The 20062-nt window shown below is 62.8% G+C and carries 19 protein-coding genes and 1 pseudogene; 17 read left to right on the plus strand and 3 right to left on the minus strand.

Annotated elements, in window-relative coordinates; all coding sequences use genetic code 11:
- Positions 1 to 7: 7 nt before the first annotated feature.
- Complete coding sequence (locus ABE493_RS00335) at positions 8 to 1624, minus strand: sensor histidine kinase (protein ID WP_346496166.1); 1617 nt, start codon at positions 1622 to 1624, stop codon at positions 8 to 10.
- 173 nt (positions 1625 to 1797) lie between these two features.
- Here ABE493_RS00335 and ABE493_RS00340 point away from each other — a divergent pair, with 173 nt between their 5' ends.
- The 3 genes from ABE493_RS00340 (at position 1798) to ABE493_RS00350 (ending at position 4116) form a co-directional block, all read left to right on the plus strand.
- Complete coding sequence (locus ABE493_RS00340) at positions 1798 to 2802, plus strand: helix-turn-helix domain-containing protein (protein WP_346496167.1); 1005 nt, start codon at positions 1798 to 1800, stop codon at positions 2800 to 2802.
- Positions 2803 to 2905: 103 nt separating this feature from the next.
- Positions 2906 to 3583: a response regulator transcription factor gene (locus ABE493_RS00345; RefSeq protein ID WP_346496168.1), complete on the plus strand. Its 678-nt coding sequence runs from the start codon at positions 2906 to 2908 to the stop codon at positions 3581 to 3583.
- A 104-nt stretch (positions 3584 to 3687) separates the two neighbouring features.
- Positions 3688 to 4116 (plus strand): response regulator, encoded by a 429-nt coding sequence (locus ABE493_RS00350; RefSeq protein WP_346496169.1) that lies wholly within the window; start codon positions 3688 to 3690, stop codon positions 4114 to 4116.
- A gap of 18 nt (positions 4117 to 4134) precedes the next feature.
- Here the strand turns inward: ABE493_RS00350 and ABE493_RS00355 are convergent, their stop codons facing one another.
- Positions 4135 to 5301 (minus strand): hypothetical protein, encoded by a 1167-nt coding sequence (locus ABE493_RS00355; RefSeq protein ID WP_346496170.1) that lies wholly within the window; start codon positions 5299 to 5301, stop codon positions 4135 to 4137.
- A 163-nt stretch (positions 5302 to 5464) separates the two neighbouring features.
- On the opposite strand from ABE493_RS00355, the gene ABE493_RS00360 reads away from it, so the two are divergent.
- The 13 genes and pseudogenes from ABE493_RS00360 (at position 5465) to ABE493_RS00415 (ending at position 16263) form a co-directional block, all read left to right on the plus strand.
- A complete protein-coding gene (locus ABE493_RS00360) occupies positions 5465 to 5887 on the plus strand; it encodes a hypothetical protein (protein WP_346496172.1) in 423 nt (140 codons plus the stop codon).
- Entirely contained in the window at positions 5848 to 6528 is a 681-nt protein-coding gene (locus ABE493_RS00365) for a YidH family protein (RefSeq protein WP_346496174.1), read from the plus strand. Before ABE493_RS00360 ends, ABE493_RS00365 begins: the two co-directional genes overlap by 40 nt.
- Before the next feature lie 149 nt (positions 6529 to 6677).
- Positions 6678 to 7604 carry a formylglycine-generating enzyme family protein gene (locus ABE493_RS00370; RefSeq protein ID WP_346496176.1) on the plus strand — a complete coding sequence of 309 codons (927 nt, stop codon included), beginning with the start codon at positions 6678 to 6680 and terminating at the stop codon, positions 7602 to 7604.
- Positions 7605 to 7654: 50 nt separating this feature from the next.
- Positions 7655 to 8020, plus strand: coding sequence for a DUF1622 domain-containing protein (locus ABE493_RS00375; RefSeq protein WP_346496178.1), 366 nt, complete (start codon positions 7655 to 7657; stop codon positions 8018 to 8020).
- A gap of 87 nt (positions 8021 to 8107) precedes the next feature.
- Positions 8108 to 8911 (plus strand): DUF2092 domain-containing protein, encoded by an 804-nt coding sequence (locus tag ABE493_RS00380; protein WP_346496180.1) that lies wholly within the window; start codon positions 8108 to 8110, stop codon positions 8909 to 8911.
- A gap of 2 nt (positions 8912 to 8913) precedes the next feature.
- Positions 8914 to 9459, plus strand: coding sequence for a hypothetical protein (locus ABE493_RS00385; protein WP_346496182.1), 546 nt, complete (start codon positions 8914 to 8916; stop codon positions 9457 to 9459).
- Positions 9460 to 9517: 58 nt separating this feature from the next.
- Positions 9518 to 10063: a DUF4136 domain-containing protein gene (locus tag ABE493_RS00390; RefSeq protein ID WP_346496184.1), complete on the plus strand. Its 546-nt coding sequence runs from the start codon at positions 9518 to 9520 to the stop codon at positions 10061 to 10063.
- 114 nt (positions 10064 to 10177) lie between these two features.
- Positions 10178 to 12730, plus strand: coding sequence for a hypothetical protein (locus ABE493_RS00395; RefSeq protein WP_346496186.1), 2553 nt, complete (start codon positions 10178 to 10180; stop codon positions 12728 to 12730).
- 635 nt (positions 12731 to 13365) lie between these two features.
- Positions 13366 to 13512 (plus strand): annotated as a pseudogene (locus ABE493_RS19400) (BamA/TamA family outer membrane protein); the annotation flags it as partial.
- Positions 13513 to 13543: 31 nt separating this feature from the next.
- Positions 13544 to 13963 carry a hypothetical protein gene (locus ABE493_RS00400; protein WP_346496188.1) on the plus strand — a complete coding sequence of 140 codons (420 nt, stop codon included), beginning with the start codon at positions 13544 to 13546 and terminating at the stop codon, positions 13961 to 13963.
- Positions 13964 to 13979: 16 nt separating this feature from the next.
- Entirely contained in the window at positions 13980 to 14966 is a 987-nt protein-coding gene (locus tag ABE493_RS00405; RefSeq protein WP_346496190.1) for an HAD family hydrolase, read from the plus strand.
- A gap of 88 nt (positions 14967 to 15054) precedes the next feature.
- Positions 15055 to 15852 carry a hypothetical protein gene (locus ABE493_RS00410; protein WP_346496192.1) on the plus strand — a complete coding sequence of 266 codons (798 nt, stop codon included), beginning with the start codon at positions 15055 to 15057 and terminating at the stop codon, positions 15850 to 15852.
- 21 nt (positions 15853 to 15873) lie between these two features.
- Positions 15874 to 16263, plus strand: coding sequence for a hypothetical protein (locus ABE493_RS00415; RefSeq protein WP_346496194.1), 390 nt, complete (start codon positions 15874 to 15876; stop codon positions 16261 to 16263).
- A 50-nt stretch (positions 16264 to 16313) separates the two neighbouring features.
- On the opposite strand, the gene ABE493_RS00420 is transcribed toward ABE493_RS00415, so the two are convergent.
- The gene (locus ABE493_RS00420; protein WP_346496196.1) at positions 16314 to 17279 is read right to left on the minus strand and encodes a SphA family protein; all 966 of its coding nucleotides are present in this window, start codon (positions 17277 to 17279) and stop codon (positions 16314 to 16316) included.
- Positions 17280 to 17576: 297 nt separating this feature from the next.
- Between ABE493_RS00420 and ABE493_RS00425 the strand changes: the two genes are divergently transcribed.
- A complete protein-coding gene (locus tag ABE493_RS00425) occupies positions 17577 to 19895 on the plus strand; it encodes an arylsulfatase (RefSeq protein WP_346496198.1) in 2319 nt (772 codons plus the stop codon).
- The last annotated feature ends 167 nt before the right edge of the window (positions 19896 to 20062 follow it).

Here is a 20062-nt window from a genome sequence, read left to right on the forward strand (position 1 = left end):
GACCGCGTCAGGTAGTTCCGTGGGCCGGGGAATCGACCAGCGCCTGCCGCCGGATGGGGAACACAATGGACAGCAAGGTGCCGCTTTCGCCGGCGCGCTGCAGGTGCGAACTGCCGCCGAGCAGACGCGCGCGTTCTTCTATGCTGATCATGCCCAGGCCGCGACGTAGGCCAGGGCCATTCTCGTCAATGCCCACACCGTCGTCTTCTACCTCGAGCAGGCCCTGACCACCGGCGAACTGCAGGCGAACCCAGGCGTTGCGTGCATGTGCGTGACGGTTGACGTTGTGGATTGCTTCCTGGGTGATGCGGAACAGATTGAGCTTCTGTTGCTCATCCAGAACGTCTTCGTCGTTGATGTCGCAATGGACGCGGGTATTGGCATGCCGACAAGAACTGCCGCACAGGCTGCGCAGTGCGCTGGACAGTGTGGTGTAACGCAGCAGGCTGGGATGCAGATCGTGAGAGAGCCGGCGGACATCACCGGACACCTCGAGCACCTGCTCCTGCAACCTTTCCATCTGCTCACGGGCCACGGCCGGTGCGGCGCGTTTCAGCGAGCTGAGCTGGATGGAGATCGCGGCCAGGGATTGATTGATGTCGTCGTGCAGATCACGCGCGATGCGGGTGCGTTCCTCCTCCTGCACCCGCAGCATCTGCGCGGTCATGTCGGCCAACCGGGTGCTGGCCGTCTGCAGCGAGCTGCGTGCGCTTTGTCGCTGCTCCACCAGTACGCTCAGCAGCAACAAGGTGATGCCGTCACCGAACGCCCATAGTTGGACTGCCAGCGTGGTGCGCGCGCCGTCGCCCAGCGCCAACGGCCCCCAGCCGTGGTTGCTGATGGCCATGCACAGCACGGTGGAGCAAGACAATGCCAGGAACGCCCCTGCCGGCCCCAGCACCAGCAATAACCACGCCATCATCAGCGTGGATGCCAGCATCAGCAAGGGCTCAGCCATCGGTGAAGCCCAGGGCAACATCCAGGCGACCCACAGCAACAGCAACATCGTCAACGCCAGGAACGCGCGCGGTGGCGACAACATGCGGTTGGCGCGGCCGCGCCGGTGCATGCGTACCAAGGCGATGAAAGTCGGCACGATAAGCAGGTAGGGCAAGGCGTTGGCGAGCAGCAGGTTCTGCCACGTGCCGGAAAAATCGGGCAGCAGGGTGCTGCGCAGCACCAGCAAGGTCCAGCCGGTGCTGGTCAGCGGCAGCGCCAGCACCGCGATCACCCAGAATGTGGCCACCTGCGGGAAGTCCACCCTGGTCGCGTCCAGCAGGCCGAACTGGCGTATCAACAAGGTGGCAGTAGTGACCAGCAACAACAACCCAAACATCAGCGTTGTGGTCTCAGCGGCCGTTGCGCCGCGCAGGGCAAGTATGCCGACGCAGCCGAGCAGGGTGCCGGCGAAGCAGGCCAGCCATTCGCTGTAAGGGCGCCATAGCAGGGCGCACATCAGGGCAGCACCTGGCAGCCATAGCGCATGGCAGCCGCTGGAGGAAATCCATGGCTCCACCGACACCAGCTGAGCGGCTGCAGCAATGGCCGCCATGCCCGCGAAACGGGTGGTAGCGCGATGCGACTCCAATTGTGACAACTGCCCAAAAACGCTACGCACGCCCATGCAAGCAGCTCCATCTTCACATGGCGCCACCGCTGCATCGCACAAGCTAAGCCGCCGTTGAAAAAGCGGCATGCTTTGCGAACGGCGATGGGAGCCCGGATCCCGCCCCCGTTTCAGCAGTTGTTGTAAGGCGCATGAATCCAAACCGCTATCCACTTTCCGACAGGTGAGCGATGGAAACCCCGATTCTCGCAGTCCACGGCATGCACTACGGCTGCTTGGAGGTAGACGGTTTTGATCCGGAAGCGCTGATGGGAGTGGTCAAGGACAGCCGGTTCGAGCAGCGCCTGCTCGGTCCAGGTTATTTCCGGGCACGTGCGCAGCGCATGGTGTTCCCGGATTTCAGCCTGGACCGCGGCACCTATACACAGCCGGTGCTGGCCAAAGGCATGTTCGCCCCCGACATGATGGGCCTGGCGCTTGCCACCCGTTGCGGCGAGCCGATGTGGCTCAATGGCCGGCGGGTTGTGGAAGGGCAGTTGATGGTCTTTGCCGAAGACCGTGAGCTGGCGGTGCGATCGGTTTCGCCGCTGTGGCAATGGGTGGTGTTGAGAATCCCACGCAGTTCCTTGCAGGCCGCCGTGTACTCGCGCCTGCAACGCGAACTGCCGTTACCTGAGCGTGGCTGGCGGCTTTGCCCGCTTACTGCGGACCGGAACCTGAAGCTGCGGTTGCGGGTGCAACTGGCGCTGCAACGGGCATCGCAGTGGGGCCCGGCGACCTCGGTGGCCGAAGCCGGAATGTTGGGTGAGTTGCTGCTGGATGCATTCGTGCATGCCTTGGAGCGCGCCGCTGGCGCCGATGAGGGCAGTCGGCAGATAGGCAGGCTGCAGCAGCGCGAGCGCTTCCTGCAGCGTGCCGAAGCCTATCTGCGCAGCCCTGATGCCCAGCAGTTCAGCAGCCGTGCACTGGAATCTGCGTTATCGATGAGCGAGCGCCAACTCGAGCGGGTGTTCCGTGACGTCTACGGAATGACGCCCAAGCGCTGGCATCAGGTTGCGCGGTTGAACCAGGCCCGGCAGCTGCTGTTGGACCATCCGCGCATTGGCGTTACCGAGATCGCCCTGCGCTCGGGCTTCTCGCACCTTGGCCGCTTCGCCAGTGAATACCGGCAGCTGTTCGGTGAAAGCCCCAGCGAAACCCTCGGTGTGGGCAGGAAAGGCAGGGTTTCACATTAACTACACACTGTCCTAATAGAGTGCGGCTTACATGGAAGCGATTGCACTGCCTTGGGCAGTGCTTTCGGCTTTCTGCGTTCCTCTACCTGGTCGAGGTGCATGTATGGAAACATCCTCACTGCAGGGTGCCCACTCCGCGCTGCGCGTGCTGGTTGCCGATGATCACGCGATGGTTGGCGAGGGAGTGGTACGTCTGTTGCGTGATCGTTTCGATGATGTGCGCTTGGTCCTGTCCGGCGAAGAACTACTGTGCGCGGTTCGCGCAGGTGGTGTCGACATCATCGTTACCGACATCAGCATGGGTGAAATGACCGGCATCGAGGCTATGCGACAGCTGCGCGCCGAGGGCAACACTACGCCCTTTGTATTCCTGTCCATGCATCACGGCTGCGCGATCGTGACCGAGGCATTGCGTACCGGTGCCGGCGGTTATGTGTTGAAAGCCGCCGCCGGCGAGGAGTTGCTGCACGCGATCAACGAGGTCATGGCCGGGCGGGTATATCTGACCGCGGGGCTGGCCGCGATGGCGTTGAGCTCGTCCGGGCGTGGCGAGCGCTTCGTGCTCACCGACAAGCAGCGGCGCATCCTTGACTGGGTTGCCCAGGGGCTGCGTTCCAAGCAGATCGCCTACGAGCTGGGTGTGTCGGTACGTACCGTGGAGTCGCACAAATACGCGATCATGCAGCAGATGGGTGTGCATGGAACCCTGGAGCTGGTACGTCGGGCGCATCAGCTTGGCCTGATAAAGGCCTTCCGCGACGATGAACGCCAGTTGGCCTGAGCCGGGCAAGTAGTTTTACTTGCCGGTGGCGGGTCTTTTTCCTGTGGCAGCCATGGCAGGCAAGGGCCAACATCGCGTCGACGACGGCTGCGTCGGTGAACACAATGAAGTCGATTCGGGTACTGCTGGCAGAAGACAGCATGGCGGTAGCCCGGCCGCTGCAGTTGCTGCTTGCCAGCGAGTTCGAGGTAGTTGGCTGGGTGCAGGACGGGCATTCCCTGCTGTCCATGGCGCGTGAACTGAAGCCAGTGGTGGTGGTGACCGATATCACCATGCCTGGCCTTGATGGACTGGCAGCTGCCGAACGATTGCTCACCGAAGGGGTGATCGCCCACGTAGTGTTCATCACCGTGCACGATGCCCCGGCGCTGGTGCAGCGGGCCATGGGTCATCGGCACTGCGGCTATGTGTTGAAGGCCGACGCCGGCGAAGAACTGTTGCTGGGTGTGCGCGAGGTGCTTGCCGGCAGATCGTTCATGTCGGCCTCGATCGTCAAACGGATGAATGCCGAGCATGGTAACGGCCTGGGCTGAGGCGCGGTGCCGCAATGCTCAGAACAGGATCGAGACCAGCTTGCTTGCCAGGCTGTCAACCGACATGGCCAAAAACACCAGTGGCAACAGCGGAGCCGCTGCCGACAACAGCATCCACAGGATATTGCCGCGGCATATCGGCACCAATGACATCTTCGCCAGGCTGGCGTACACGCTGCCGAAGTCGGCCAGAGCAGATGGTTGCGGGCTGTCCAGCAGGCTGGACGCATCCTCGTCCGGCTGTCCGCGTTTCCAGTACAGATCGAAACTGCGGATGGCGCGGTGGCCAAGTGCGCTGTATTTGAGCAGGGCATGGCGCTTGGCACGTATCAATGCCGGGGCAAGCAGGACGAGCGGGGCAAGCAGCAGTGTTGCCGAGCCAACAATATAGGCCGCCAGCAGATAGTGCACGTCGGCCAGGGTCTGGCCGGCATAGATGAAATGATTGATGCAGCTGCCCGAGAGCACGATGCCGCCGGCCAGCGACAACGCCGAGAATCGCTGTTGCGCGAAGCCGAGAAAGCCGATGCCGCCTGCGCCGTCCGGGTGCGGCGGCCGCAGGTCCAGGTCGAGCCGGGTCAATCTCCACAGCAGCACGGTCCAGATCAGGAAGCGCCAGATCCACATCAAGCCGACCAGGTGAAACAGCGGCAGTGATACCCACCAGGCCCACCACGCAGCCAGCGACGCACTGCCGTCGGCTTGGGCGTGCCAGCCGCTGATATGGGTAAGCTCGGTTACCACTGGTGGGCTGAGCACGGCCGGCGCCAGCGCCACCAGCAGGCACAGCCACTCCGGGATATGCGAGTCACGCAGGGCGCGGGCGCGCGCCACCAGCGTATCGAAGGCAGCATGCTGGTTGGCGGGCACCAATCCGGCACGGTTGAGTTGGCGTACCGCGCTGCGCAGCAGGCGGTCGGCCGGCGCGGCGGCCAATACCAGCAAGGGCAGGGCCAGTGCAAAGCGGGCATACACCGAGGCGTCGGCGATCAACGGCATTGTCACTCTGCCCGGTAGCAGGGTGCCTTCCCATGCACAGGCCAGTACCAAGGGCAGGCACGCCACGGTGACCAGTACGGCGGCTATCAGCGGCGGCAACGCCAGGCGACTGCGCAGCAGGCCGATCCAGTGCATGGTCCGGTAGATCAGGCCGCCACGCATCAGCGACAGGTCGTCGGATGTCATCGTATGCGAGCTCTTCGCGACCGTCTGGTGCGGGAGAACAAGCTTAGTGATCGTCCACTGCCGGGCCAGCAGTAAAAATACTGGGCCAGCATCAGTAGTAATCGCGATTGTGCGCGCTTTCCGTCGCCTCCATGCTGGCCACTCAGTCGAAGGAGTGCGGGCCGTGGATGGCTTTCTGGAGTATCTGCATCGATTCGCCAGCGATCTGTTCGGAAGAACCGATGGGCCGATGACATTCCGCTTCTTCCTGCAGCCGACCATGGCGTTTCTGGCGGCGCTGCATGACGGCATCAAAGACGCAAAACTCGGCCGCTCGCCGTATATGGCAGGGCTGTTGTCCGCACCGCACGATGAACGCAACAGGTCCTTCCGCGAGGGCGTGACCGCCGTCACCCGGGTGCTGCTGTTGGGCGTGGTGATGGATGTGATCTATCAGTTCAAGGTCTACGGCGCTTTCAAGTATCCGCTGGAGACCTTCGTGCTGGCGGTCTTGCTGGCATTCATTCCGTACCTGGTATTGCGCGGGCCGGTTGCGCGCGTAGCCAAATGGTGGAACGCCCGCAAAGAAGATGGAAGGAATCCATGAAACACCGGAAAAAAGCGACGCCACACGCCGAACAGCATGCGCGCCCGGACCGCAATGTGGCGCAGCCGATACCACCGGTGCCGGAGGTGGATCACGAAAACAGCGATCAGGCCTCGGTTGCGTATTCTGCCTACCGCACCGGGCTGTCCAATCACCGCACCGGGCTGTCTGAACACCGCACCGACCTGTCCGAGTACCGAACTGATCTGTCCGACGACCGCACCGAGATGTCGATGCGCCGCACCGGAATGTCGTTCCAGCGGACGCGCATGAGTGCCGACCGCACGCTGATGTCCATCATGCGGACGGCGTTGTCACTGATCAGCTTTGGCTTCACGATCTTCCAGGTATTCAGCAAGCTGGTACATGCGCCGGATGTGCGTATCGCGTCCGATGCGCCACGCACTTTCGGGGTGGCGATGGTTGGGCTGGGCATTCTGGCGCTGACGCTGGGCATCATCTATCAGCTGAATTTCATGAAGGCGCTGCGGCGGGAGCGCAAGACAATGGTGCAGCAGGGGCTGTTGCATGGCGAAAGCCCTTACCCGATCTCCGCCACGTTGATTACGGCCGGTTTGCTGTGGCTGCTGGGCATGTTCGCCATCGTCAGCATGGTGTTCAACGTGGCGCCGTTCGCCTGAGCGAAGCGTACGTTGGCCAGCTTGGCACGCGGTGCATGCAGCGTTTTGCGCGGGTTGGGTAGGCAGTCGCCGGATGTATTTGACAGACGCAAAGGCACGGTTCCGCACCATCAGCGGAACCATGGCAACGACCTACCGGGAGAATATGGATGTGCCAAGCCAATGAGGTGCCGGTATCGATTCCAGGCGGTCTGTTCGTCATGGGCTCGGACGATCACTATCCGGAGGAGCGGCCTGCACACAAAGTGCGGGTTGCGCCGTTCCGCATCGATGCCAGCCCGGTAACCAACTACCAGTTCCGGCAGTTCGTCGAGGCTACCGGGCATGTCACCTTGGCCGAACGTCCAGCCAATGCCGAGGACTACCCCGGCGCGGACCCGGCAATGCTGGTGCCCTCATCGGTGGTGTTCGTGCCGCCACCGGGGCCGGTGGATCATTCCAATCACTATCAATGGTGGCAGTACATCGCAGGCGCGGACTGGCGCCACCCGCGTGGCCCGGGCAGCTCGATCGATGGGATGGATCTGCATCCGGTTGTGCACGTCGCGCACGAAGACGCTGCCGCCTATGCCGCCTGGGCGGGAAAGCATCTGCCCAGCGAGGCGGAGTGGGAGTTCGCTGCGCGCGGGGGCCGGACGGAGGGTGAATTTGCCTGGGGCGATGAGCTGGTGCCGGCAGGGCGCTACATGGCCAATACCTTCCAGGGCGAGTTCCCGTGGCGCAATGACAAGAACGATGGATACGAGTGGACCTCGCCGGTGGGTGCCTTTCCTGCCAACGGCTACGGGCTGCTGGATATGATCGGCAATGTCTGGGAGTGGACCGACGACTGGTACACCGCCCAGCACCAACTGCAGGGCAAACCCTGCTGTGCCATCGACAACCCGCGCGGCGGGCAGCGCGAGCACAGCCATGATCCGCACAACCCCATCGTGGTGCCACGGCGGGTTACCAAGGGCGGCTCACATCTGTGCGCGCCCAGCTATTGCCGGCGCTACCGGCCCGCAGCGCGAATGGCGCAGTGCATCGACACAGCGACCTCGCATCTCGGTTTCCGCTGCGTGGTGCGTGGATAAGCGGCCATGCGAATGCATCCATCGCAAGCGCTGCAGTGCAGGGTACGGACATGATCCGGCAATGGCTGATGCTGATGTCCGAGCCGGCGGTGGACATCATCGACCTGATGGCGACGCTGATCATCTGCTTCGCCACGGTGGTTGCCTTCGTGCGGGTTGTCGTGCAGGTGTTCAAGCCGGATACGCATGAAAAGGCGCGTCAGGTGTGGCTGGACTACGGGCGCTGGCTGGTCGCGGGGCTCACCTTCCAGTTGGCCGCCGATGTCATCGAGTCATCAATCGTCCCCACCTGGGAGGCGATTGCGCAGCTGGGCGCGGTAGCCCTGATCCGCACCTTTCTCAACTACTTCCTGGAGCGCGACATCGCCGAGATCAGGGCGCGGAAGCGCCCTGGCCCGGCATTGGAGACGGAGTAGGGCCAGTGCGGGTGTGGCCTGCAAAGTGACACGCGCGCCGCCGCCAGCCGGCGTGTTCCATCGAGCCATGCAATCGGAGCAGAACAGATGAACACAATAAAGCGATATGGCTTCGTCGCCGGCAGTGCGCTGCTGCTTGCAGCGCTACCGCTGACCTCGCAGGCCGCCAAGCAGGCAGCGAGCGCTGCAGCGGCTGCACCTGCCGCAGTGGATGCCGGGGCGGTCGCTGCGCTGGAGCGAATGGGCGCAGCATTGCGAGCGCTCAAGCAGTTCACACTGGTATCGGACGCCACCACCGAAGTTGTGCTCGACAGCGGTCAGAAAATCGAGCTCGACAGCCGGGTCAACTATCAGGTGCAGCCACCCAGGCACCTGTTCGTGGACATGGACAGTGCCCGAACCCATCGTCAGCTGTTCTATGACGGAAAAACGATGACCTTGTATTCGCCGCGGCTGAAGTATTACGCCAGCGTCGATGATGTGGATGCGACACTGAGCGAACTGGCCGGGAAGCTATGGACGGAGTACGGCATCGACCTGCCGTTGGCCGATCTTTTCCAATGGGGCAGCGCCACGCCACCGCACAATGTGCTTACTTCGGCAGTGCATGTTGGCACCGCCAGCGTCGATGGCGCCGCTGTCGATCAATACGCCTTCCGTCAGCCCGACGTGGACTGGCAGCTGTGGATCGGACAGGACGATCACCTGCCACGCAGGATCGTCATCATCAGTCAGGATGACGCAGCACTGCCTGCGTATACCGCGCGGCTGAAGTGGGATGTCCGTGCTCCCATCAACCAAGCGTCATTCACCTTCACACCGCCGCAGGGCGCCGCCCGGATCGGCATTCTGGTGGTGGATGCAGTGGCCATGCAGCCGGGGGAGAAATGAACATGCACGCAATCATTGAACGGCGCTTCCTGCTGCCGGCGACGGCTTTGTTGCTTGCAATGGCGATGGGCACGGCGCTGGATGCGCAGGCCGCACGAGGTGGCGGACCGGGCGGGCATCAGGGTGGTGCCCGCGCCACGGCGCGGACCAGCATCAACCGTCCGGCCACCAGCCCGGTACACAACCGGCAGGCCAACGGCCCGGCAGTACGCCACGACATCAACCATAACGGCAATGCCAACATCAATCGCAATCGTGACGTCAACCGCAACATCAACCGCAACGTGAACGTTGATGTGAATGTGCATGACGACCACCACGACCACTGGAACGACTGGGATGACCACCCGTTCGCTACTGCTGCTGCAGTGACGGCCGGTGTTGCGGTTACCTCTGCGGTGATCGGTTCGATTGTCGATTCGCTGCAACCCAACTGCGTGACCACTGTCATCAATGGCGTTGCCTACCAGCAATGCGGCAGTACCTGGTACCAGCCGCAGTACTACGGCACCAGCGTGCAGTACATCGTCGTCAACCCTCCGCGCTGATCGCATTCCGCATGCCTGCCAGCGCAGGCAGCGGCAAAACCCCGACTGGAGAACAGCAATGAAGATCCTCGCCATGGCATTGGCCACACTCACGCTGGCAGCCTGCACGTCAACGCCTACGGTCAAGACCGACCAGGCCAGCAATGCAGACTTTTCGTCCTACCACTCGTATTACTGGGCGCAGAAGCCGTCCGGTGTCGCGCCGCTGGTGCAGCAACGGATTGTCGACGGCGTCGACGCGCGGCTGCGCGCGAAGGGTTGGAAGCAAGGCCAAAGCAGCGGCGATGTAGCGCTGGCAGCACATGTGGCCACCTCGCAGAAGCAGACCCTGGATACCTTCTACTCCGGCACCGGCATGGGCGGCTGGGGCTGGCGTGGTGGTTGGGGTGGAGGAATGGGAATGGGCTCGGCAACCACCACGGTCCATACCTATGACGTGGGCACACTGGTGCTGGACATGTTCGATGCGCGTACGCAGCAGGCGGTCTGGCGCGGTACGGCCAGTGGCACCGTTCCCAGTTCGCCGGAAAAGGTCAACGAAGCGGTTGAAGCCGGTTTGAACAAGATGTTTGCCGAGTTCCCACCGGGTTCGGCAACACCCTGAAGCACGGCAGGTTTGTGTTGGCGCGGGCCTGGCCCTCTCCCCACTGGCCCCTGGCCGGTTCTGGGCCCGCGCCGTTTTGCCTTTCAGCATCGGAACGTCCGTAAGGGGTGGCATATGCGCAGCGCATGGCTTGGTGGAAAAAACGCAGCAGGCTGCGTGCTGCTGGCCCTGCTGGCGGTCAGTGGTTTGGCCAACAGCGGCGGGCAGGCGTCGCCGACTTCGCGGCCTATCACCACCGACAATGTGGATGCGCGCCCGTTCCCGCGTGCTTATTCGGCTGAGGGCATCAGCTTCAAACTGCACCAGCCGCAGCTGCTGTCCTGGCAGGGCGATATCCTGCGCGGACGTATGGTGATGTCGGTAGACAGCGGCAACCACACCGGCAGCGATGGCAAGCCACAGCCAACGACTGACTACGGCACCGTTGACTTCAGCGCACACACCCAGGTGGACAAACAAGCGCGCGCCACCGTGCTGTCAAACATCGAGATCAGCAATGCCAACTTCCCGACTGCGACCGATCGCCAGGCGGCGTATCTGTCCGCAGCACGCAAACAACTGCTGACCACGCCAACCTTGACGGTGTCGCTGGATCAGCTGGAGTCAGCGCTTGCCATTGTGGGCGCCAGCGCGCCGACGCCCTCGCAACCGGTGCGCAACGATCCACCCGACATCATATTCAGCACCAAACCTGCAGTGCTGGTGCTGGTGGACGGCAAGCCGGTGTTGAAACCCACCGCTGAAAGCGGCGTGCAACGGGTGATCAACACCCGTTCACTGCTGTTGCAGCGGGCAGGGCGCTACTACCTGGGCCTGGGTGGGCAGTGGGCCAGTGATGCCGCGCTTGGCGGCCCCTGGAGCCCCGAAGCGGCGCCCGATCCCAGCCTGTTGCAGGCCGGCAAGGCGGCAGTGGACAGCCGTCAGGTAGATGCAATGGCCGAGCCGCCGGCAGCGTTGAAAAGCATGCTCGACGCAGGCCAATGGCCGGACGTCCATGTGCGTACGGGTCCCGCCGAACTGATTACGACACAGGGCGACCCCCAATTTGCCGCCATCGAAGGCACCCAGCTGAGCTATGTCACCAACACCGGCGCCGATGTATTCGTTGACGCGGCAGCCGGGCACCGCTGGTATGTGTTGGTGTCCGGGCGTTGGTTCAGTGCGCAGAGCAGTCACGGGCCGTGGTCCTATGTTGGTTCGCGGCAGTTGCCGGCCGGGTTTGCGAAGATCCCGCCCGACCACCCCAAGAGCGGCGTGCTGGCATCCATTGCCGGAACCCCGGAGGCACGTGAAGCACTCATTGCCAACAGCATTCCGCAGACGGCCAGTGTGCAGCGCGGTGGCGTCAGTCTTGACGTTGCCTACGACGGTGCGCCGATTTTTGCGCCAGTCGAGGGCACCAAGCTGCAGTACGCACGCAATACCGCCACGCCAGTCCTGCGCGTGGACGCCAGCCAGTACTACGCAGTGGACAAAGGCATCTGGTTCGCCGCCAGCAGCGCCACCGGGCCGTGGGCAGTGGCGACGTCGGTGCCGGCGGTGATCTACAGCATTCCCACCCGCTCGCCGCTGCATTACGTCACCTACGTGCGTATCTACGCGCATGACAATGATGAGGTCCAGGTCGGCTACACGCCGGGTTACTACGGCACCGTGGTGGCTGACAACGTGGTGGTGTACGGCACCGCTTATCCGTGCCGCCCGTGGGTGGGCAGCTATTGGTACGGTTGCCCGCTCACCTATGGCATGGGCGTGTACTTCGGCTGGAACGCCTGGGTAGGTTGGACCTTCGGCTGGGGTTGGGGCTGGTATGACGGTTGGTATGGTCCCTACAGCCCGTGGTGGGGGCCGTGGTACGGGCCAGCCACGCCATGGGGCTGGTGGGAGGGTGGTGCTGCAGCGTGGAATGTCTACGGGCACTGGGGCAATGCCGCCGTACGCGGCACCGCCGCGGCGTGGGCTGACCCCTGGACCGGCAATGTCGGCCGCGCGGCACGCGGCGGCTTCTACAACGAGGTGACCGGTGGCCGTGGCGTTGGCCGCGCCGGCATCAATACCAATGCCTATACCGGCACCACCACCGCCGCTGCACAAGGCATCCGCTACAACCCGCAGACCGGGCGGGTGGTGGCAGGTGGCGGTGCGGCGGCAGTGAATCCTTATACCGACCGCGCGGCGGCCGGCGGCGCGCGTACGGTCATCAATGATCGCAGCGGGCGGGTGACGCAGGAGGCTGGCGGCATCGCGGCGGGGCCGCATGGGGCCGCAGGTGGTGCTGCCTTCGATACCCACGATCGGGCTGGTGATGAGGCCAAGGGTGCGGGCGGTTTCCATTACAACGCCGACACCGGTGCGCTGCATCACGGCGGCGTGGTGGATGTAAACGACAACATCTACGCCGGTCGCGACGGTCATGTCTATCACTACAACGACGGTGATTGGAGCCAGGTAACCCGGCCTGACACCTCGAAGAACCTGAGCGGACAGACCCGGCAATCGCTGGAACGTGATCGCTTTGCGCGTGAGCGGGGCGACGAGCGCATCAACGCCCGCCAACCCACGCGGGTCAACATGCCGCGCAGCGGCGGTGGTGGCGCACGCCCGGTCGGTGGCTTCCGCCCGGCGCTGGGCGGCGGCCGTCTGCAGGGTGGGGGATTCCGTCACTGATGCGCGCAAACGGACCAACGTGCCACCTGCGGCTTGCTGCGCTGGTGCTTGCAGGTAGTTGCGCAGTGTCGGCGGCAGCCGCGGATCTGCAGCCCACGCCTGCAGCGGCAGACACAGCCGGCAACGCGGCTGCCGTGAGTGCTGAGAAGCCCGGCTTCTGGGAGTTGATGCATGACCCGAAGGACGGGCAGATAGATGCTTCGCGCTGGCTGTTGGAGCGCAAGGGCGGTTTTCTGCCGGTGCCGGTGATCATTACCGACCCGGCGGTGGGCAACGGTGGTGGTGTCGCGCTGGTCTTCTTCCGCCCCCATGCACACGCAGCAGCTACGCCGGGTGCTGGCGAAAAGCCGGCAATGATGGCACCGGATATCTATGGCGTCATGGCGATGCGCACCTCCAACGGGACCAAGGCGTTTGCCGCTGGCGCACAGCTGCATTTCGATGAGGACCGCTGGCGCTATCGCGGCGGGATCGGCCAGACATCGGTCAATCTGGACTTCCACAGCCCAGGCAATCGGCTGCTGCCGCCAACCCGGATCAGCTACAACACCGACGGCATCGCCTCGTTCCAGCAAGTGTTCCGGCGCCTTGGTCAACGCGATCTGTACCTGGGCCTGGCCTGGATCTACATGGACATGGATCTGTCCTTCAAGACCGACAGTGACCGGGATTTCTTCAGCGACAAGGAACTGGCCAGCAAGACCTCAGGGCTTGGCCTGTCCTTGGAATACGATAGCCGCGACAACACCTTCACACCTTCGCGCGGCTGGCTGGCGACGGTGGAAGGCAATGCCTATGCGCAGGCGCTGGGCAGTGACACCGACTTCCGGAGTTATCGGGGCCACTTATGGCTATCTGCCGCTGGGCAGCAGCACGGTGCTCGGCCTGCGTGCGGACCTGCGTTGGGCGGACGGCCATGTACCGTTCTACCGCCTGCCGTACATCGATATGCGTGGCATTGGCTCGGCACGCTACCAGGACCGCCGCGCGGCAACCGTGGAGACCGAGCTGCGCTGGAACCTGAGCCAGCGCTGGGCCTTGGTCGGCTTTGTGGGTGCCGGCCGTACCTGGGGCCGTCACAACACCTTCAGGGATGGCGCAAGCCAGGTGAGCAAAGGCGGCGGCTTCCGCTATCTGCTTGTGCGCCAACTGGGCATGTATGCCGGCCTCGACTATGCGTGGGGGCCGGAAGACGAAACCTTCTACATCCAGATGGGCAGCGCCTGGCGCTGAGGAACAGGAGAGCGTGATGAATGCAGTTCTGATGCGATGTGTCGCCGTGCTGGCGGCAATGCTGCTGCAGGCCAGCGCCTGGGCTGCAGAGCCCTTGCCATCCTGGCAGGATGGTCCGTCGCGCAAGGCGATCATTGCATTCGTAGAGTCCACCACACGTGCAGGTTCAGCCGACTTCGTGCCCGAGCCGCAGCGCATTGCCACCTTCGACAATGACGGCACGCTATGGGCCGAGCAGCCGGTGTACTTCCAGATGTTCTTCCTGATGGATCGGGTACGTGCGACAGCTGCACAGCGTCCGCAGCTGAAGGACACCGACCCGACCCGCTCGATAATGGCCGGTGACATCCAGGGCGCGCTGGCATCGGGCGAGAAAGGCCTGTTGGAACTGATGGCCGCCACCCATAGCGGCATGAGCGTGGATGAATTCCACGCCCAGGTGCTTGAGTGGAGCGAGCACGCCCGCCATCCAGGCACCCAGCGTCGCTTCACCGACATGACCTACCAGCCGATGCGCGAGCTGCTGGACTACCTGCGTGCGCATGGCTACACCACGTACATTGTCTCTGGCGGCGGCCAGGAGTTCATGCGGCCATGGGCCGCACAGACCTATGGCATTCCCCCGCAGCAGGTGATCGGCAGCTACGGCGAGCTTGCATACCGCTTGCGTGACGGCATACCAACATTGATCAAACTTGCGGAAGTGGGCCTGGTGGATGACCACGCCGGCAAGCCTGTCGCCATCCAGCGCTTCATCGGTCGCCGGCCGGTGTTTGCCTTCGGCAACTCCGACGGTGATCTGGAGATGCTGCAGTGGACCGCAGCAGGGCCGGGGCCGCGTTTTGTCGGCCTGGTTCATCACACCGATGGCAAGCGCGAGTGGGCCTACGACCGCGCGTCGAAGATTGGCACCCTGGACAAGGCGCTTGCTGCGGCGGCGGCCGGTAACTGGGTGGTGGTGGATATGAAAAGCGAGTGGAAGCAGGTTTATCCCGACAGGTAGATTTACTGCCCGGCACCGGGTAGAAACGCGCTGGCCCAGAACCACAGGAACCTGCGATAAACACAACGCTGCTGATCCAGGACCGACCATGAAGATCTGCTTTCCAGCACTGATACCGGCGCTGCTGATGCCCGCACTGGCCTCGGCGCAGGCGCCGGCCACACACTCCACCGACGACGTTGCACAGAAACTGGCCGACCCGGCTGCAGCGCTGGTCTCGGTGCCGTTCCAGTACAACTACCTCGGTGAGGTTGGCACGGGCCAGCACAACCAGCAGTTAAAGATCCAGCCGGTCATTCCGTTCGTTGGTGAGCATGGAAAGTTCCTGCTGCGGCCGATCCTGCCTTACCAGTGGAACGAATTTCCGCAGCACCAGCAGGGCCTGGGTGATCTGTTCGTGCAGGGCTATTACATACCCACCAAAGCCGGCGAGCACCGCCCGACCGAGTTGGGTTTCGGCTTCGCCGCGATGCTGGACACCGCCAACCATGACAGTCTTGGTACCGGCAAATATTCGCTGGGGCCCGCGTTCGTATTGGTGCATAAACGTGGCAAATGGACCATGGGCGGGCTGCTCAATCACGTCTGGTCGATTGGTGGACACGAAGCGCGGGAGGATGTGAGCAACACAGCCATGCAACCCTTCGTATCGCGTGCGCTCAGCAACGGCTGGTCGTTCACGCTTTCATCGGAGTCTTCGTATAACTGGGAGGCACGCAGTGGTGAGCACTGGACGGTACCGCTGGGCGGTGCGGTCGCCAAGGTGCTGCGGTTCGGCAAGCAGCCGGTCAGCATCGGCGGCGGCTATTACTGCAGCGTGGAACGGCCGGCGCTGGCCAGCCGCTGGACCGCGCGGGTGACCATCACCTTGGTGTTTCCCGAGTAATTACTCAAAGAGAGGTCCTTCATGCTATCCAATCCCCGTCGTTGGCTTCTGGGCCTGGCCTGCCCATTGGTGATCTCGGCCCAGGTTGCCAGTGCCGAGCCATCCAACAAATGGCGGATCGCAGTCGATCACACCGCCAATATTGCCGGTGAAATCGAGCTCTCGCTGACACCCGAGGGCGCTGAAGCGACGAGTCTGGTGGTGCCGATTCCTGCTGGCACGCACGAGAATCACGCAGCGCTTCTGATTCGCGATGCGCTCCGCCGCCAGTATGGGCGTTCGCTGTACAAGACCGAGATGGATGACGGTGAGGATGTATTGATCAAGGTCCGTGGACGCAACCCCGACATCGATCTCGTGCTGATGCGCAATACCGCCGAAGGTTTGAAGCTGCATCTGAGCCGCGAATAAGCCGCGCTCACAGGTGTCTTGCACCTGCAGCGAATGACTTGGCCTGCCCGCTAGAACGAGAGGGAGCCGCTGAGCATCAGCGGATCGCCCTCAAGCCGGCGCCGTACGTCGAATTCATGCAGCCAACGCAAGGACAGCGACAAGCTCATGTCCTCATGCTTGTGCTCGTAGGAGATGATCGCGCCGGCCGCCAAAGCATGCCCACGAAAGCCATCCAGACGGTCGGCCAGTGCACCGCTGTCGTCGCCGACCTGCTGCAGCCAGCCGCCTACGCCGCCCAGTCCCCATCCATTTTCCCAGCGTTTCATGACCTGTGAGTCGATGTGGAAAACCGCACCACTGCGGTAGTCGGTGGCGTCGTTGCGGGTCGAGAAGTCGACACCGGCGGCGGTACTCCATTCCACGGTACCGTGGCTGGCCAACTGGGTATAGGCAACGGTTGGCGTGTAGATCCAGGCGTTGAGGCTGGGGTTGGCCAATCTGTCGGGGTCGTAGCTGCCGGCCGGTGCGGAGATCGAGACCGAGAGCGCAAGATGGTGGGTTTCATCGAAATGGTAACCGGCGATGACCGGAGAGAAGCTGATGTCGTACAGATCCCCTTTGAAGCTGTCGCTGACCCTGCGGTTGAACGGGCCTGCCGACACGTCGGCACTGAGGTCGACGCTGGCGAAAGGGACCGTCACCAGCGATGCGAAATTCCAGCGCCCGGTCTTTGCTGGCCAGACGTACAAGCCGCTTAGCGAATACAGGTCAAACGTCGCGTCCATGCCAAGCGCGGCAACGCCACTGATGGGCAGCTCGCGGTCGGCATCGAACTTGCCGGAATAGTGGACGTAGCCCAACGCCAGGTTCAAACCCGGCGTGGGTGGGACAACGCCGGCGTAATCGGTGACCTGAAGGCCGGTGATCGCGCGGCCCAGGCCGCCTTCCACCGCAGCCGCATCGGGGCTGAATGCAAGCAGCGAAACGAGGCCAGCCAGCACACCGGCAACAACGGGGGAGGTTCGTGTGCTCATTTTCACCGTTCCGCGCGGAGGGAGGTGTCTGCAACGTTAACCCCAAGCATTCGGCATGCACCGGAGCAGAGCAATACGTAAACACTCGCAGGCGACGCCGGTAAAACTACGTTGTTGCCGGCGGCATTGGACAGGCGCTGCGATCAGCATGTGCTGCGACAGGATGGCCGCGGTCGGTATTTTTACCTAACCCACACCAGCAGATTTCCGGCTGGAAGCAATTCACCTCGTTCCACAGAATGCTTCGGTGATCGCCGCCAACGCCTTGACGGTGAATCCCTTCCGAGGAGCACGCTCATGCCTGGCAAATTCAGCGGTCGTATTGAACTCGATATCCGTGACTCCAAGGCGGATTGGGACGCGTTCCTGGATAAACGCGCGCCGGCCGGAGCGCCAAACGTGCTGGTGATCCTGTATGACGATACCGGCCAGGCGGCATGGTCGCCTTACGGCGGCCGCATTCAGATGCCAACGCTGGACAAGCTGGCAAAGAACGGCCTGATGTACTCGCAGTGGCACACAACGGCGGTGTGCTCGCCAACCCGCTCGTGCTTCCTCACCGGCCGCAATCACCACGCCAATGGGTTTGGTTGCATCTCCGAGGCAGCCACCGGCTTCCCGGGCTATGCGGGCCACATTCCGCTGGAGAACGGCACCATGGCGTCGATACTTCGCGACGCAGGATGGAGCACGTTCTGGGTTGGCAAGAACCACAACGTGCCGGTTGATGGTTTCGGCATGAGTGCCTCCAAGAAGCGCTGGCCGTTGGGACTTGGCTATGACCGCTTCTATGGCTTCATTGGTGGCGAAACCAACCAGTGGTACCCGGAGTTGATCGAAGACAACCATTTCGTCGATCAGCCCGCGCAGCCGGAGGAGGGCTATCACTTCTCCAAGGACATCGCCGACAAGGCGATATCGTTCATCCGCGACAGCGTTCAGTGTGATCCGGACAAGCCCTGGTACATGTGGTACTGCCCCGGCGCCAATCATGCGCCGCATCACGCACCGCAGGACTACATCGACAAATACCGTGGCCAGTTCGATGACGGCTACGAGGCCTACCGCGAGTGGGTGCTCAAGCGCATGATCGAGCGCGGTGTGCTGCCGGCAGATACCGAACTTACCCCGATCAATCCGTTGCCTGCAGATCGGACCCCGGCCGACGACAGGGTGCGCCCCTGGGACACGCTCAACGCCGATGAGAAGCGGCTTTTCAGCCGCATGGCCGAGGTGTTTGCTGCCATGTCCGAGTACACCGATGTGCAGATCGGCCGGATGATCGACTACCTGGAAGAATCCGGCCAGCTGGACAACACGCTGATCTTCTACTGCGCCGACAACGGCGCCTCCGGTGAAGGCTCACCCAGTGGTTCTGTCAACGAGAACCGCTTCTTCAATGGCTATCCTGACGACGTCGAATCGAATCTGGCGATGATCGACAAACTGGGTTCGCCTGATACCTACAACCATTATCCAACCGGGTGGGCGGTGGCGTTCTCCACCCCTTACCGCATGTTCAAGCGCTATGCCTCCTATGCTGGTGGCACCTGCGACCCGCTGGTGGTGCATTGGCCAAAAGGCATCCGCGCAAAGGGTGAGGTGCGCCACCAATACCATCACTGCACCGATATCGTGCCAACCATCCTTGAAGCCTGCGGCGTGCCGATGCCGGAGTTTGTCGATGGCGTGAAGCAGGCGCCATTGGCGGGCGTATCCATGCTGTACAGCTTCGACAATGCGCAGGCTGCTACCACCAAGAAAACCCAATACTACGAGATGGCCGGTACCCGCAGCATCTGGAGCGAGGGCTGGAAAGCAGCGACCGATCATGCGCCGATTCCCTCCGATCAAGGGCATTTCGACAAGGACAACTGGCAGCTGTTCCACACCGACACGGATCGTGCCGAGGCCCATGACCTGGCTGCCAAGCACCCCGACCGGCTGGAACAGCTGCAGAAGCTTTGGCTCAGTGAGGCAAGCCGCAACAACGTGCTGCCACTGATCGATCTGGGCGTTCGCGCCATGCATGCCGCTGAATACCACGCGCCCCAGCGCGACCGCTATGTCTATTACCCGAATACCACCGAGGTTCCCGAGGCCGCCGCGGCACGGACTCTGGGTGTGTCGTTCAAGATGCTGGCCGAGGTTGATTTCACCCCCGGCAGCAAAGGCGTGATCATCGCCCAAGGCTCACGTTTTGGCGGCTACTCGCTGTTCGTCAAAGACGGCAAGCTGTTCTATGTCTACAACTTCCTCGGCATTGCACCGGAGCAGCAACTGGTCTGTGATGCGCCCAGGCAAGGCCGGCATGTGGTTGGCGTCGAGTTCGTCAAGCAGAGCGTCAGCAAACAAGGCGAGGCCTTCGGCACGATGACGCTGCATCTTGATGACACGGCAATGGCGAGTGGGCGGTTCCGCACGCAGACCGGGCGATACATTCTGTGCGGTGAGGGATTGTGCGTGGGCTATGACGGCGGCGACGCTGTAAGCAAGGAGTACAAACCGCAGTATCCGTTCAGCGGCGGCTCGGTGCTGAAAGTGGTGTTCGATCTGGCCGACGACGCCTACGAAGACATCGAACAGAGGTTTGCCGCGAAGCTGGCCAGGGACTGAGGCGCCAGGTTGATCGCGTTGATTGCAGTTGCGGCACGTGGGCTTATCGTCGCGTGCCGCAAACCGCGTGCGGTCGGGTTGGGACACCGTCTTGCTGATGACCGGAGTGCAGCTGGGCGGCAGACCTCTACTTACGGCGGAGTCTTGCTGACAGCTTGTTCGCAGCG

Source organism: Stenotrophomonas terrae, assembly GCF_039674165.1.
Classification (GTDB): domain Bacteria; phylum Pseudomonadota; class Gammaproteobacteria; order Xanthomonadales; family Xanthomonadaceae; genus Stenotrophomonas; species Stenotrophomonas terrae_A.